A 15,408-nucleotide genomic window follows, 5' to 3' on the forward strand; every position below is an offset into this window, starting at 1 on the left:
CCATGCACGCCACCCGTGAGATCCTGCGGCTCGCCTATCGGGATTTCGCCCACGAACGGCGCATCTCGCTGTGTTACGTGCTGGCGCTGACGGCGGTGCTCGCCCCGCTCCTGATCCTCTTCGGTCTCAAATTTGGGCTGGTGGACACCCTGGCCCAACGTCTGGTGCAGTCGCCCGCCAATCGGGAGATCGGCGCGGTGGGAAGTGACCGGTTCGACTCTGCCTGGTTCGAGCGCATGACCGCCCGGACGGATGTGGCCTTCGTGATTCCCAACACCCGGCGTATCGCCGCAAGCCTGAGCCGGCTCCAGAATCTGAAGACCGGGAGCGAACTGCGCGCGCTCCAGATGATCCCCAGCGGTCCCCGCGATCCATTGCTCGGGCCGCATTTCAAGCCCCCCGATGGACTCGCGGAACTGGTTCTCTCGGTCAGCGCGGCGGGCAAGCTCGGGGTCGCCGCCGGGGAACGGCTTCTGGCCCGGATCGACCGCAGCCATGGCGGTCGTGACGAGGGCGTGGTCTGGGAGGTCATGGTCACTGGCGTCTTGTCCCCGGACATCATGAGCGAGGAAGCCGCGCTGGTCTCGCTGCCACTTCTCGTCGCCACCGAGGATTATCGGGACGGGGTCGCGGTACCCGCGCTCGGTTGGGCGGGTACCGCGCCGCCGCAGGTCGCGCGGAGTTTCGCGCGGTTTCGACTCTATGCGGCGAGCATCGATGACGTGGCGCGTCTGGAGTCGGACCTGAGCGCCGAGGGGATCGCGGTACGCAGCCAGTTGGCGGAGATCGCGAGCATGCAGACTCTGGACCGGAATCTGAGCCGGGTCTTCTGGCTGATCGCGTTCATCGGCACCCTGGGTTTCCTCGCCTCGCTGGCCGCCAACCTGCTTGCCAATGTCGAGCGCAAGTGGCGGGAACTCAGCATTCTGCGACTTATCGGCTTCCCCACGGCGAGCCTCATCCTGTTCCCGGTCGCGCAGGCCGCCCTGGTTGCTGCGCTGGGAGCGATCGCCGCGGTGCTGGTCTATCTGCCGGTATCATCGATCCTGAATGGCTGGTTCGTTTTGAGTCTGCAACCGGGCGAGTCGATCTGCCGGCTCCTGCCCATCCATGTCGCGCTCGCGCTCGTCACCACCCTGTTTGGCGCCGCCGCGGCCGCCGCCTGGGCCGGTTGGCGGGCCGCGCGCATCGAACCCGCCGAGGGGATTCGCGATGTCTGAAGGATTGAGAGGCAAGGGGCAAGGGGCAAGGGGCAAGCAAGAAAGCGCAAGGAGTCGGCGGCGGGTGAGCGCGAGCAAGGGGCAGGCAGGGAGTCTTTCCTTGCGCCTTGCTCCTTGCATCTTACCCCTTGCACTCTTACTGGCGACGCTGTCGGTCTTGGGCGCCGAGATCGCCTGGCCCGACAAGTTCTACAATCCGGCCCCGACTCCGCCGGATCAGCCGTCCGACCTGATCCTGCCTCTGCCCTGCGGTGGTGCCATGGCCTTTCGGCCGGTCGAGATTCCCGGTGGTGGCTGGCTGGACGACCGACCGGTGGAACTTGGGCACAGCGACGCGGAGCGTGGCTATAAGGAGGGTCGGCGCCTGAGCCATCTGGCTGGAGCCTTCACGACCAAGGGGGGCGCGACGCGGCGGTATTATCTCGGCAAGTACGAGGTGACTCGCGATCAGTATGCCGCGCTGATGGAGCCGGACTGCCCCAAACCCAACATGCGCGGACGCCTACCCATGACCGGGGCGAGCTGGTTCGAGGCGGTGGACCTCACCCGCCGCTATACGGAGTGGCTGCTGGGCGAGGCGCCGGATGCGCTGCCCAAGGAGGACCGGGCGTCCGGATTTCTGCGCCTACCCACCGAAGAGGAGTGGGAGTTTGCCGCACGCGGTGGGCTGGCCGTGGACGCCGCCGATTTTCTCGCCCCCCGTTTTCCCATGCCGGAGGGCGACCTGGCCCGCTATGCCTGGTACGAAAGCTCCGGCTCTGCCGAGGGCGTACTGCACCCGGTGGGGCTTTTGAAACCCAATCCGCTCGGTCTCCACGACATCCTCGGGAATGCCTCGGAGCTGACCCTCACTCCCTTCCATCTTGATCGGCGCGGTCGCGACCACGGTCAGGCCGGTGGCTTCGTCAGTCGCGGCGGCGATCTCCTGACTCCGGACAGCCAACTCGGTAGCGCGGTCCGTCAGGAACACAATTATTTCGATCCGGGCACTGGCCGGGCCAAGACCATGGACAGCCTGGGCTTCCGGCTGGTGGTGACCGCCCCAGTCATCGTCTCTCCGGAGCGCCTGGATGCCATCAAGCAATCCTGGACCGGTCTTCCGCAACTCGGCGGGGAGGTCGGCACGGATGCGACACTGGCGTTGCAGCAACTCCAGGAACTGTCGATTCAGACTCAGGACGACGCGGTACGCGCCCGCCTCGAAATCATCCAGCGCAACATGGAGCAGTCTCAGTCCGCAATTAACGAGGCGCGGGCGCGGACCCTGCGTGCCCTGCTGCGCACTGGCGCCTTCATGGGCAAGCGCGTGGTCACCGACGCCCAGCGCGCCGAGGTGATCCGCAGCCTCCAGAAGCTCGCCAAAAGCCGCTTCGAGGAGCTGAGCGAGGGTGCCAAAGGCGTTGCCGGAGGAGATGCCCTGGTTGATGAGGCGCGCTCGTCGCTCGCGACCAAGCAGGTCAAGTGGGACGAGGCACTTCGCGAGATCGAGACCAGTCTAGCCAACAGCCTGTCTTATTATGGAGACATGACGGTTGGGGTTGGCGTCGATTACACGGAGAGCGAGGCGGAGGCGCAATTGCCTGTCGTCGAGGCTGAGCTTCAGGCGAAGAACAATATCTACCTCATCCCCTATGCGCGCCTCTTCGTCGCTCATCTCCGGGCTTATCGCGGCGATCAGGCGGTAGACAAGGCGCGTTGGCGGGAGGATCTGATGCGAATTGACCCGGCGAATCAACCATGACGATTGCATTTAGACGATTGGCCGTGGCGGCCATGCTGCCCTTCGCGACCTTGGGGGGATGAGTCACCGAGCCGGTCTTGGGTTCTGGTCGACCTCCGGCGGAGGTCGGCGGGCGATTTTCGATCGGCGGTCTCGAACTGCTCGAGCCTACGGATAATTACGGCTATACGGGCGAACTCAGTCCCGCCGAGCAAGCGCTCCGCGAGCAGGGCCGAAAGTTTGACCGGACCGTGTGGCAGGCGGTCTTGATCGGTTCGGTCGCGGGGACCACTATCGGCGCGGTGGCGGGAGGAGATGCCGAAGACGCGGTCGGCGGCGCTATCGTCGGAGCCAGTATCCCAGGCCATGAAACGTGAACTTGACGCTTACAATCAGGCGATCAAGACCTTGGACGGCGTTGTTTCCAGCATGGTCAGGGCTTGAGTCTGGGCGTTTGACCAAGTCGGCCATTGGTCACGATTGGTGCTCGATGACTCGAACCAAGAGCCGGACATTACCGAGTTCGATCAGATCGCCCACGGCGAGACAGCGGCTTGCCCTCAAGCGCTCCTGATTGACGTAAGTCCCGTTTGCGCTGTCGAGGTCGTCTAGTGTCAAGACTGGTCCAGAACTTGACCGACTCACGCTCAATTTGGCATGCCGGCGAGAGATGCATCCGTCGGGCAGGCGTAAATCGACACCCTCCATCCTGCCGATCATCGCCGAGGACTGGATCCGCAGTCGCTGTTCGTATCCCGGCTGCGAGTCGGGTTCGACGAAGAGCAGCACCTCGGCCGCCAGCCGTTCGCGAATGACGGTGGCATCGCAAGCGTCATGCATCGGGATGGGAGCGGTCATCCTGGTGATTGCGTTGGATGCGGGTTCGCCGATCAGCGCCCGTAGCCGCGCGGCGGCTTCCGCCGGATCATGGCGATAATCGATATATTGCAGCTTGCCGAGCTTTAGGTGAATTTCTTCGGGAGTGCAACTGCGGACCATCAAGGGGATGACCCGACCGCGCTTATGTTCCAGCGCCCAGTGGGTCTCTGCCTGGACCCAGTCGGAGGTCTGCGCATCGGGCGACATGACGACCACGAACCAGTCCGCCTGAGCCAGGGCGACACGGATCTGGCGCTCCCAATCCGCGGCGATTCGCATGTCCGTCGCGGAGCACCAGGCGACCATGCCGAGTTCGTCGAGGATGGGTTGCAGTTGCGTCCGGATGAAATCCAGATCCTTGCTTGAGTAACTGATGAAAACACGCGGCATGGCGATGGTTCTCTATGCGAGTGTCACGCGCTTGACCGCCGGGTGTCCGACGGTCCGGGTAGACCTAAACCGCGCATCGGAAACAGCGCGCATCCCTCGGGACGCGGCTTAGGAGCGATAGCCGAAACTCAGTTCAAAACCGTCGATTTCGCCGTCCCCTGTGAGATACTTGATCCCAACGCCCATGGGATGGCTGGCAAGGTTTGGAGTGAGCTTGTCACCGGAACGCGACGGGCCGAAGCTGATGTCGAATTCCTGATAGTTATCGCTATAGAGATCGTCGCCGAAAAAGCGGGTGTCGGTCGCAAAAATGTCGATGCTGAATGCTCGGTTCCAGAGGCGTTTATGCAATCGAATCGAGAATAAAAGTCCGTTGCGAAGATCGTGTTTTCCAGGTCGTAGTCCACGCTGTAATCGCCAAAGCGTATTGGCAAGGTTAGATAATAGCCAATCATGTTGCCCATGCTTGCCTGAAACTTGCTGTTATCGTAGAACATCAGATCGCTCGTGAGCGATCCGGAAAAAATATGGCCTAGAGACCCCAGATCCGTGGATAGTGATCGGCGCCCGCACGATCAGCCGATCATAATTCGCGAAGGCGTAGCTGTAGGAGATCGGCAGGGTGAAGACGTTTTGAGTGAAGTCTCCGAGGCTGTAACTGCCGAAGCGGGCGCCGAGGCTGAAGGAGCCGCCCGGAGGTAGGGTGTCGTAGGCCGGACGATAATGTCGCTGATCGAATTAGCCCCTACGCTGGCGACATCTCCCTCAACGCAAAGCGAAAGGTTGAAGAGATTGCCGCTGGATGGCGCGGGGCAATTTTGTGCTAGGGCCTGTGTTGAAGCGAGGGTGAGTCCCAAACAAAGGGGTGCCAGGAGTTTTACGGGAGCGGCTTTGTACGCCGTCATTTTTTTCATGAATCTTTCCAATACGGTGATTTTTAAAATGTATGTTTGCTGGCTCTACTGACCAACAAAAACGTATAACGCCATGCTTTTATTAAATTAAAATACCAATTCGTAAAATTCGTAGCGTGTGTCAGTATCGCCTTATTAACATTTTTTTTCAAAGATTTAGTTGTGCCCGTCCTCATTGGCGGGCAGGGAGTTCATGATGTGCCGCCAATCCGACGAAACGAGAACCGTGCTAAAGATCGCTCCTGGCGCCGTGTTGGGTGCCCTGGTGTTGGGGGCGTTGGCCGGCGGCTGCGTCACTCCCGGAGACCAGCTCGGCAATTCGGTGGCCGGCGCCACGTCCTGGATACAGGGAGTGGGCGGCGGAGCGGTGCCCGCGGCGGCGGCGGAGGCGGATCTGACCCCAGCCGAGCGGCGCTTGCGCGAGCAAAGTCGCGCCTTCCAGAAAACGGTCTGGGAAGGGGTGCTGATCGGGGCCGGCGCCGGAACCCTGTGGGGCGTCATCCAGGGCGACAAAGGCTCCGATCTCCTGAAAAAGGCGCTGGTCGGGGGGGCTGTCGGCGGGCTCGCCGGGGCCTATATCGGACACAAACAGAATCAGTATTCGGACAAGGAGGACCAGCTCGACTCCATGATCGCTGACGTGCGTCAGTCCAATACCGAGACAAAGGAGTTGATCGCGAGCGTGCGCACGGTCATCGCCGAGGACAAGCGTCGCCTCGCCGATGTTCAAAAGCGTTACAAGAAAGGCCAGGCCACGGATGCCGAGGTTGCCGGTGTCCGTCAACGAATTGCCGCTAACGGGTCGGTGGTTGCCCAGGCGAGCAAGGGCGCGAGGGAGAAACAAGGCATGTTCCAGGGTGCGGAGAAGACCTACCGGCAGCAGAATCCCGCCACCGATACCGCCCGGCTTCAAGGAGAGATCCAGACCTTCAATCGACAGATCGAAACCCTTGACGGGCTGGCCAGCAGCATCTCGGTCGCATAGCGAGGAGACGATGATGGACCACGCGGAGATGGCGGTGACCGAACTGGCTTCGAGCGCGGCCATGGGATGGGCTCTCAGGCACCGGCGTTTTCCTCGCTGGCGGCAGTGGCTGGCGGGCCTGTGCCTGCCGTTCTGTCTCCCGATCTGGCTCGGCGGCTGCGCGATCGACGACGATCCGCATCAGGGCGGATTCGCGAGCGGAGTCGTCGGTCTCGCGGGCGGCGGCTACCAGCGCCGGGTCGACGAGCGGGAGGGTGTCTATCGGGGCGAACTGAGCGCACAGGAGCAGCTCAAGGCACAGGCCCACGAACTGGAGCGCGCGCGCGCGGCGGTGCGCACGGATCTTGATCGGGCGCGCGCGCGACTGGCTGCACAGGAGAATCGCATTCGGCGCGAGCGCGCCTTGCTGGCCGCTCAGGGACAGCGGACGCCCGCCGCCCGCACACGGGTAGAACGGCTGGATCAGGCCCAGTCGCGAATCGTCCGGACGCAAGGCCAACTAGGCTCGATCCGCCCGGAGGCGCAATCCCTGGAGGATCTCAAGCAACGCTCGCGGGGCTTGGAGAACGAACTCAACGAGATCGACGGTCTGGTGGGAACCGTTTCCGGTCAGGCCTTTTAGGCGGCTTCCGGAAAAGCGCATACCCATGTTCGAGACCATGTTCGAGATTGACCTTGAATCCGTTCGTGGTGAGCTTGTCGAACCATGAACGGATTCAAGGTCAACCTCGACGCGCGATTGTCCGTTCATCCCATTCGACAGGCATGTCCTTCCGACGCCCCGGATTTCCCGTCCTCATCGCACCGCTCGTCTCGGTTACAATGTCTGCAAATGTCTTATCGGGGCCAGTGAGCGAATTCGGTTTTGGCGCCGCCAGGATCTGTCCTAAATAAGGTTTGCTGTCGACCCTGATGCGTGGAGGCGGTCGCGTTTGCGGCAAAGCCTCGCTTGATCGGAGTAACCCGCCATGTTTCTTCATGAAACCGCCGACGCCGAGCATTTCGAGCTGGTCATCGTACACTCGGTGCGACAGATCCTGACCACGCCCGATGCGGATCGTTTCCTCGCCTGGGCGCGGGAGACGATTCCGAGTCTGCTCGGATTGTCCGACACCTACCTGGGCAAGCTCGAAAGCCAACGGCTCGCCACCCTGCTCGGGACCGTTATCTGGAACGCCACGCCTCTGCCGACCAACGATTTCCTCCCGCAGCCGATCGCGCCGCTTCCGCCCGAGGCTCCCTGCGCCTGCGGATCGGGGCTGCGCCACCGCGATTGCTGCGGCGATCTCGACGAGATGCCCGAACTCTCCAGCGAACTCATCTGGGAGATCCTGCTCGACGAGATCCCCGAGCGCACCCTGCGCGATGCCCTGGCGCTGGATGCCATCCCCGGTCCGCTGCTGGCGAAGATCGCCGACCGCTGGCTCGAAGAGGATCGGCCAGGCCGCGCCGTCGCCCTGCTGGAGCCGCTCTTCGCTGGGCCGCTGGACGATTTGGATGCGCGCTACGAGCCGGCCTTCGACATCCTCTGCGACGCCTACGACCGGCTCGACCACTGGCGCAAGAAAAGCGCCTTTCTCAACCGTGTCTGCGCCGAGGGCAGTCGGCCGCTGCAGGCCACCGCCTGGCAGCGGCGCAGCACCATGCATATCGACGAGGGCGATTTCGTCCAGGCCGAGGCCGCGTTCACGGCCGCTCTGCGCAGCAATCCGGACAACCCGAGTACCGCCCTGCTGGAAATCACCCTGCTCGCGGCACAGCACAAGGATCTGCTGGCCCGCGAACGGTCGCGCTTCTGGCTGCACCGCTTCCGTCGTCTTGGCTTCAAGGACGAGGTCTTCATGGATTTTTTGGAGCGCGCCATCGCCGACCCGCAGGAGGCCATGGTCAATAGCCACGTTGACGCGCTGGATCCTCTGTTGGTGGATTTGCGCGATTGGGTCGCCGTCATTGGCACCCGGCCGCTGCCAGTGTATGGAACGGCGCTGCTGCGGGACGCCTCCCGACGCCAGAAGGCCGACCCGCTGACTCTCCGCGAGGATTCGCCGGGATTGAGTCGGAAGCGCACGGCCGCCCGGTTGTCCGCCGGGGATATCGACACGCCCACTGGCGAGTCGGCCGCCGGGCAGGGCACCCAGGCGGAACTGCGGCCGCCCGCCGCGGTGCGGCGTATCGAATCAATCTGGCGCGCGCGGTATCCGTCCGCCAAACCGGACTCCACCCACCTCTCGCTGGCCGAGGATGCCGATGTGTGGGAGGAACCCGATTGGCTGGACTATCTGCTCGAACATCCCGAAGTCGCCGATAGCCTGGATGTTCTCGACGATCTGGCCACCGCGCTCTATGAACATCCCGAAAGCGCGCTACCCTGGATCTCGCACGCCCTGCAGCGGCCTCTCCTGGACCGTGCCTGGTCGATCCTGGAGCGGACACTCCCGCCGGAGGGCGACCGCTGCATCCCCTGGTCGGCGGCGACCAATCGCCCGGCGTTGCGGCTGTTGTTCCGCCGCTATCTCTGCCAGATTCAGGAAGGCGAGCCTAAGGGGGCGATCGATACCCTGGAAACCCTGTTGCGCCTCAACCCCCAGGACAATCATGGCGCACGCGCCGAACTGATGAATCTCTATCTCCGGGATGGCGAGGACGAACAGGCGCTGGCCCTGGCGCGCCGCTTCCCGAACGATCTGCTCGCCGATCTGGCCTATGGCGAGGTGCTGGCGCTGTATCGGCTGGGCCGGGAGGAGCGGGCGCGGCTGGTGCTGAATACGGCGATTCGACGCCTGCCGCGCATCCCCGGCTACCTGACCCGCAAGCGCATCAAACAGCCGCGCCTGAATCCGCTCGGGATGACGCCCGGCGGCGACGATCAGGCGTGGCTGTATCGCGAGGAGATGCGCGATGTCTGGCTGGCCGAGCCCGGTATTCTGGCCTGGCTGAAACGTTTCACCGCCTGAATGGTCCCCATCGAAGAGGAGCAAGCGCCGTGTCGTCACAGTATCGCATCCGGTTCTCTGGAAATCTGTTGCCCGGTCAGGATCCGCGGGACGTTGCGAACCGCCTGGCCGTGCGCTTCGGCATGGATGTCGAAACCGCTCACGATCTGATCCTGAAGGGAGGTGGGCGGATCATCAAACACGGTCTGACCGTGAATGAAGCCGAACGCTATGGCGCGGAGCTGACGGCTAGCGGATTGGTCATCGAGATCGAATCTCAGGGCGAGACGGGCGCGCCGGGTGTGGCATCCGCGCTTGCCGCCGGGTCGCATTTCGCGTCGCCGCTTCAGACGCGCGACGGCGAAGCCGGTTCGCCCGTGCCCAGCGCGGTTCCGATCGGGCGCGGCTGGGGCTGGATCGCCGATGCCTGGTCCCTGTTCCGGCAGCGTCCCTGGGCCTGGATCGGCGCGGTGCTGCTGTTCTATCTGATCCTGATGGTGCTCAGTCTGGTGCCCGTGCTCGGCGGACTCGCGACCGTTATTCTTGGTCCCATGCTGAGCGCCGGACTCATGATCGGTGCCCACGCCCAGACGCAAGGCGAGGACTTCAGGGTCGGCTATCTGTTTGCCGGGGTGTCGAACAAACCGGGTCCGCTGGCCCTGGTGGGCGGGGTCTATCTGCTGTTGTGGATTGGGGTCTTGCTCGTCCTCGCGGCACTCTTTGTGGGCATCATGGCCTCGACCGGGGTTGTGATGGATGCCGCAGCCCCGGATCCGAACGACCTGGATTCATTGATGGCGATGAGTCCGATGGTGGCATTGCCATTCCTCATCCTGATGCTGCTCGGTATTCCGCTTGCGATGGCGGTTTTTTTCGCGCCCAGCCTGGTCGCGTTGAACGATGTTCCCGTGCTGCGAGCCTTCCGGCTGAGTTTCCTCGGTTGCCTGAAGAATATCCTGCCCTTCCTTGTCTTCACGCTCATCGCCATTGCGATGGTGCTGCTGGGATCCATCCCAGTCATGCTCGGGCTGATCCTGGTTCTGCCCATTCTGACCATTGCGATCTATGCCGCGTATCGGGATATTTTCCTGCTATAACCCTGTCCGGCAGGACGGGCAGGGTTGATACTCAACCCTGAAGCAGCCGCTTCAGGATCTCGTTGACTTGCCCGGGATTGGCCTTGCCGCCGCTCTGCTTCATCGCCTGCCCGACGAAGAAGCCGAACACCTTGTCCTTGCCGGCGCGGTACTGCTCCACCTGACCCGGATTGGCGGCGACGATGTCCGCGATCAGCGATTCGATGGCGCTGCTGTCGGTGATCTGGGTCAGTCCCCTGGCCGCGATAATCTGGTCCGCGTCGCCCTCGCCAGCCCACATCGCCTCGAACACCTGCTTGGCGAGCTTGCCCGAGACGGTGTTGTCCTGGATGCGCCGGAGCAGACCCGCGAGCATGGGCGCCGACACCGGACTCTGGGCGATATCGCCCTCCGCCTTGTTGAGCGACGCCATCAGCTCGCCGCCGATCCAATTGGCCGCCAGCTTGGGTTCGCCGGTCTCGCGGGCGACCGTCTCGAAATACTCCGCCAGCTCGCGCGTGGCGGTCAGCAGATTGGCGTCATACGCCGACAGACCGTACTCGTCATGAAAACGCGCACGCTTGGCATCTGGCAGTTCCGGCAGATCGGCGGTCGCGGCGGCGAGAAAGTCGGGATCGATTTCCAGCGGCAGCAGATCGGGATCGGGGAAATAGCGGTAATCGTTCGCCTCCTCCTTGGTGCGCATGGAGCGGGTTTCGTCTTTGGCTGCGTCATAGAGCCGGGTCTCCTGGATGACACGCCCGCCGCCCTCGATCAGATCGATCTGTCGCTCGACCTCGAAGGCGATGGCCTTCTCCAGAAAGCGGAACGAGTTGACGTTCTTGATCTCGGCACGGGTGCCCAATTCCTGTTGACCGACCGGGCGCACCGAGACGTTCGCGTCGACCCGAAAGGAGCCTTCCTGCATATTGCCGTCGCTGATACCGATATAGCGCACGAGCTGATGGATTTTTTTGGCATAGGCCACGGCCTCCTGGGCCGAGCGCATGTCGGGCTCGGAGACGATCTCCAGCAGCGGCGTCCCGGCGCGGTTCAGATCGATGCCGGTATAGCCGTGGAAATCCTCATGCAGCGACTTGCCCGCGTCCTCTTCCAGATGGGCGCGCGTCACCCCAACCGTTTTGACCGTGCCATCGTCGAGGACGATCTCGACCTGACCCTTGCCCACGACCGGCAGCTCGTACTGGCTGATCTGGTAGCCCTTGGGCAGATCCGGATAGAAATAATTCTTGCGCGCGAAGATCGAGCGCGGCGCGATCTCCGCGTTGATCGCACGGCCGAAACGCACGGCGAGCCGGACCGCCTCGGCATTGAGCACCGGCAGCACGCCCGGCAGGCCCAGATCGATGGCGCATGCCTGGGTGTTGGGCGCGGCACCGAATGCGGTCGGCGCGCCGGAGAAAATCTTGGAGTGGGTCGCGAGTTGGGTATGAATCTCAAGACCGATGACGGTTTCCCATGCCATGACGATGTCAACCTGAGTGAGGGGCGCGCGTGAGGCCCGAAAGAACAAGGCATCCAGACCGGCGTCCAGACGCCGCCCGCTATCCGAAGGGGTCCGCGACTGTCTCCGGCATGGCCGGCGTCGATGGTGAATTGACGCAGCTGCGTCACTGCCATTAAGTTAAGCCGTTCGTGGTGAGGCCCTCGAACCATGAACGGCTTAACGCTCAGAGGCTTAGGATTTTCCGTCCGCCCTTCGACAAGCTCAGGGCGAACGGAAAATCCTTAACTTAATGGCAGTGACGCGGCTGCGTCCAAGCGAATCCAGCGTGCGACCGCGCGTGTCGGGTGGCCTGCGGTGCCGGGAACGCTCACATCGAACGATGAACACGCCAGTTCGGCCGCCGTCGCGTTGCGAAACGGCAGTATACCGCCATGCGCAATCCGGCGAAACGACACGCCATGGCGTGGCAACGCGGCTGTCATCCGGTTGGGCCAGGGAGCCGCACGGATTCGGAACAAAAAAAAGCCCGGCGGGGTGCCGGGCTGAAAACGTCTCATGATGAGAGAGACGAGGAGGACTCTGTGAAAATCAGTCGGAGATCAGGCTTGTCGCAACATTGGCGCCCGATTCGTCCGCGGTTGACCGTTAGTGCATGAACAGGCCGCCATTGACCGGCAGGTTGGCGCCGGTCACATAGGCGCTCTGGTCGCCGGCCAGGAAGGCGATGGCGGCGGCGATCTCGTCGGGCTGCGCCATGCGGCGCATCGGGATACCGCCGATGATGCTGTTGCGCACGGTCTCGTCCATCGCCAGGGTCATGGCGGTCTCGACATAGCCAGGCGAGACGGTGTTGACGGTCACGCCCTTGGACGCGCCTTCCTGGGCCAGGGCCATGGTGAAGCCATGCATGCCGGCCTTGGCCGCCGAGTAGTTAGCCTGACCGAACTGGCCGCGCTGTCCGTTGACGGACGAAATGTTGATGATGCGTCCGAAGCCGCGCTCCAGCATGCCTTCCCAGATCGGACGGGTGACATTGAAGACGCTGTTCAGGTTGACGTTGATCACCGCGTTCCAGTGGGCGGCTTCCATCTTCTTGAAGGTCTTGTCGCGGGTGATGCCGGCGCAATTCACCAGGATGTCGATCGGGCCATGCTGCTCGGTAATCTCGTTGACCATGCGCGTGCTGTCCTCGAACGAGGAGACGTCGGCGGCAAAGGTCGCGATCGTGAAGCCTTCGGCGGCGCGCGCTTGCTTCCAGGCGTCGGCGGCATCCGCCTCGGACGGGTGGTGGTTCGCCACGACGGTGCAACCGTCCTTGGCCAGACGCGTACAGATGGCGGTGCCGATTCCGCCGATACCACCGGTGACGAGTGCGATGCGTGCCATGGTCATTCCTCCAAAATCTTATTGGTCGTTAGGGTTTATCGGATGTTTAAGGTTCCATTGGCCATGATGCCGGGCGTGCCCGGCATCATGGCCAATGGGGGTCCGTCCCTGGACCGCTGGGATGCGCCGCCTGATTACGCGGTCGCGGTGTTCTTGCGCAGATCGGCGGTCAGCTCGGCCGTGTTCTTTTCGAGCCAGGCGCGATAATCGTCGCGTGCCTCGCTGACCAACTGCATGGTGGTCTTACTTTCGGCCATCACGCGCTCGCTGAGTTCCTTGGTCGCGTCGACCTGACCCTGGAAAAATTCGTTGTAGCCTTTCGCTTCGGTGGCCAGCTTGGTGACGCGGGTGGCGTGATCCATGTACAGGGTCAGCGCGTCCATCTGACGGGCCGCCATCTTCTCGAAGATGCGCACGTTCAGTTCGCCCAGGCTGGTCAGACGCTCGACGCTCTTGCTAGCCATTTCGTTGACGGTGTTCAAGGTATCGGTGGTATTCATCGGTATCTCTCCAGAAGCATGATTGTGCAGTGCAGCAATTGTTGCAGTGCACAATAGCCGTCTCGGCCGCTCAGGTCAACACCGATTTTGCAATTCTTTTTATTTAAACCGCGTCATCCTTTTTCTTGCGTTCGCCGCCGAACTCGAAGCGGGCCGCGCGCAGAAAATCCTTCTGGAGGTCGGCCCAGATCTCGACATTTTTCTGGGTCATGCGGCTCATGGCCTCGAAGGGATTTTCGGCCCAGGACTGGGTCATTTCCTGCTGCTGTTTGGCGAAGAGATCGAGCGAGGTTTCCAGATAGCGGGCGAACATGCCCTGCAGGGTGCCGCCATAGAAGCGGATGATCTGGGCGAGCATGGTGGCGCTGAAAAGCGGCTCGCCGCCGGATTCTTCTTCAAGCATGATCTGGAGCAGGATGGAGCGGGTGATGTCGCTGTCGTTGGCCGTGTCGACGACCTTGATGCTGGTGCAGTTCATCACGAGTGCGCGGACATCGGAAAGGGTGATGTAGCGGCTGACCTCGGTGTCATAGAGGCGGCGGTTCGGATATTTCTTGATGAGACGCTCGCTGTTCATGGTCACCTAAACCGCGTTCGGCATAGTCTGCAAAGTGTTGCGCATGGGTTCTTGACTCGTTCGCGCCAACTCGCGTCGGCGCTGACGCGGTTTCAATGTTTCATCATTGAAACCGCAATCACCAGGGGAAACTCGCGACAGCGGATTCCCCCGGACTTCGCGTCAGAGACGCTCGACCGCCAGGGCGACACCCTGTCCGCCGCCGATGCACAGCGTTGCCAAACCCTTCTTGGCATCGCGCTTCTGCATCTCATAGAGCAGGGTGACCAGGATGCGCGCGCCGGAGGCGCCGATCGGATGGCCGATGGAAATGGCGCCGCCGTTGACATTGACCTTGGACAGATCCCAGCCCATGTCCTGATTCACCGACATCGCCTGGGCGGCGAAGGCTTCGTTGGCCTCGATCAGATCCAGATCGGCTGGGGTCCAGCCGGCCTTTTCCAGACATTTGGTGGAGGCTGGAATCGGGCCGGTGCCCATGATGGCGGGATCGACGCCAGCGCTCGCGAAGGCGACCAGACGGGCCATCGGGGTCAGACCCAGTTCCTTGGCCTTGGACTCCTTCATGACCACGACCATGGCTGCGCCGTCATTGATGCCCGAGGCATTGCCGGCGGTCACGGTGCCTTCCTTGTCGAAGGCGGGACGCAGCTTGCCCAGGGTCTCGGCGGTGGTGCCGGGACGCGGAAATTCGTCGGTGGCGCAGACCAGCGGATCGCCCTTGCGCTGGGGGATGCTCACCGGAATGATCTCGTCGACGAAGCGACCGGACTTGATGGCGGCCTCGGCCTTCTGTTGCGAGGCGGCGGCAAAGGCGTCCTGCGCCTCGCGGGTAAAGGCATATTGCTTGGCGATGTTCTCGGCGGTGACGCCCATGTGGTACTGATTGAAGGCATCCCAGAGACCGTCGACGATCATGGTGTCCTTCAACTGCCAGTCGCCCATGCGCTGACCCTCGCGCGAACGCGGCAGGACGTGCGAGGACTGACTCATGCTTTCCTGACCGCCGGCGATCACGATGTCCGCGTCGCCGCAGGCGACCGCCTGCATGGCCAGATGAACCGCCTTGAGCCCGCTGCCGCAGACCTTGTTGATGGTCATGGCCGGAACCTGCTGGGGCAGACCCGCGTTCAGGGTGGTCTGGCGCGCCGGGTTCTGGCCGACGCCGGCGGTCAGCACCTGTCCCAGGATGACCTCGTCGATCTGCTCCGGGGCAATCCCTGTACGCTCCATCAGTGCCTTGAGCACGACGGCGCCCAGTTCGGTGGCGGGGAGGGCGGAAAGACCGCCCCCAAAGGTGCCGACCGCGGTGCGACCCGCGGCAACGATCACGATATTCTCGCTCATGGTGTGGATGTCC

Annotated in this window: 14 protein-coding genes; 7 read left to right on the forward strand and 7 right to left on the reverse strand. The window is 62.9% G+C overall.

Annotated elements, in window-relative coordinates:
- Window positions 1–2: 2 nt before the first annotated feature.
- From THIVI_RS16610 to THIVI_RS16620, 3 genes are all read left to right on the forward strand, one after another.
- Entirely contained in the window at window positions 3–1,220 is a 1,218-nt protein-coding gene (locus THIVI_RS16610; RefSeq protein WP_014779699.1) for an FtsX-like permease family protein, read from the forward strand.
- 100 nt (window positions 1,221–1,320) lie between these two features.
- Entirely contained in the window at window positions 1,321–2,961 is a 1,641-nt protein-coding gene (locus THIVI_RS16615) for a formylglycine-generating enzyme family protein (RefSeq protein WP_245537296.1), read from the forward strand.
- A gap of 77 nt (window positions 2,962–3,038) precedes the next feature.
- Window positions 3,039–3,317 carry a hypothetical protein gene (locus THIVI_RS16620; RefSeq protein WP_014779701.1) on the forward strand — a complete coding sequence of 93 codons (279 nt, stop codon included), beginning with the start codon at window positions 3,039–3,041 and terminating at the stop codon, window positions 3,315–3,317.
- A 97-nt stretch (window positions 3,318–3,414) separates the two neighbouring features.
- On the opposite strand, the gene THIVI_RS16625 is transcribed toward THIVI_RS16620, so the two are convergent.
- Both THIVI_RS16625 and THIVI_RS16630 read right to left on the reverse strand, forming a co-directional pair.
- A complete protein-coding gene (locus THIVI_RS16625) occupies window positions 3,415–4,209 on the reverse strand; it encodes a TIR domain-containing protein (protein ID WP_014779702.1) in 795 nt (264 codons plus the stop codon).
- Window positions 4,210–4,317: 108 nt separating this feature from the next.
- Window positions 4,318–4,560, reverse strand: coding sequence for a hypothetical protein (locus THIVI_RS16630; protein WP_014779703.1), 243 nt, complete (start codon window positions 4,558–4,560; stop codon window positions 4,318–4,320).
- Between the two features lie 789 nt (window positions 4,561–5,349).
- On the opposite strand from THIVI_RS16630, the gene THIVI_RS16635 reads away from it, so the two are divergent.
- The 4 genes from THIVI_RS16635 (at window position 5,350) to THIVI_RS16650 (ending at window position 10,138) form a co-directional block, all read left to right on the forward strand.
- Window positions 5,350–6,108 (forward strand): glycine zipper domain-containing protein, encoded by a 759-nt coding sequence (locus THIVI_RS16635; RefSeq protein WP_174284512.1) that lies wholly within the window; start codon window positions 5,350–5,352, stop codon window positions 6,106–6,108.
- Between the two features lie 10 nt (window positions 6,109–6,118).
- Window positions 6,119–6,730 (forward strand): hypothetical protein, encoded by a 612-nt coding sequence (locus THIVI_RS16640; protein ID WP_157174486.1) that lies wholly within the window; start codon window positions 6,119–6,121, stop codon window positions 6,728–6,730.
- 346 nt (window positions 6,731–7,076) lie between these two features.
- Window positions 7,077–9,062: an outer membrane protein assembly factor BamD gene (locus tag THIVI_RS16645; RefSeq protein ID WP_014779706.1), complete on the forward strand. Its 1,986-nt coding sequence runs from the start codon at window positions 7,077–7,079 to the stop codon at window positions 9,060–9,062.
- Window positions 9,063–9,091: 29 nt separating this feature from the next.
- Entirely contained in the window at window positions 9,092–10,138 is a 1,047-nt protein-coding gene (locus tag THIVI_RS16650) for a BPSS1780 family membrane protein (RefSeq protein ID WP_014779707.1), read from the forward strand.
- 31 nt (window positions 10,139–10,169) lie between these two features.
- Here the strand turns inward: THIVI_RS16650 and gatB are convergent, their stop codons facing one another.
- The 5 genes from gatB to THIVI_RS16675 form a co-directional block, all read right to left on the reverse strand.
- On the reverse strand, window positions 10,170–11,603 hold the full coding sequence (gene gatB / locus THIVI_RS16655) for an Asp-tRNA(Asn)/Glu-tRNA(Gln) amidotransferase subunit GatB (RefSeq protein ID WP_014779708.1): 1,434 nt from the start codon (window positions 11,601–11,603) through the stop codon (window positions 10,170–10,172).
- 627 nt (window positions 11,604–12,230) lie between these two features.
- Window positions 12,231–12,971, reverse strand: coding sequence for a beta-ketoacyl-ACP reductase (phbB, locus tag THIVI_RS16660; RefSeq protein ID WP_014779709.1), 741 nt, complete (start codon window positions 12,969–12,971; stop codon window positions 12,231–12,233).
- Between the two features lie 134 nt (window positions 12,972–13,105).
- Window positions 13,106–13,471, reverse strand: a complete 366-nt coding sequence (locus tag THIVI_RS16665) for a phasin family protein (protein ID WP_014779711.1) — start codon at window positions 13,469–13,471, stop codon at window positions 13,106–13,108.
- Between the two features lie 103 nt (window positions 13,472–13,574).
- Window positions 13,575–14,048 (reverse strand): polyhydroxyalkanoate synthesis repressor PhaR, encoded by a 474-nt coding sequence (gene phaR, locus THIVI_RS16670; RefSeq protein ID WP_014779712.1) that lies wholly within the window; start codon window positions 14,046–14,048, stop codon window positions 13,575–13,577.
- 162 nt (window positions 14,049–14,210) lie between these two features.
- Window positions 14,211–15,395, reverse strand: a complete 1,185-nt coding sequence (locus THIVI_RS16675; RefSeq protein ID WP_014779713.1) for an acetyl-CoA C-acetyltransferase — start codon at window positions 15,393–15,395, stop codon at window positions 14,211–14,213.
- Window positions 15,396–15,408 lie beyond the last annotated feature (13 nt).

Origin of the sequence: Thiocystis violascens DSM 198 (assembly GCF_000227745.2) — a bacterium.
GTDB lineage: Bacteria > Pseudomonadota > Gammaproteobacteria > Chromatiales > Chromatiaceae > Chromatium > Chromatium violascens.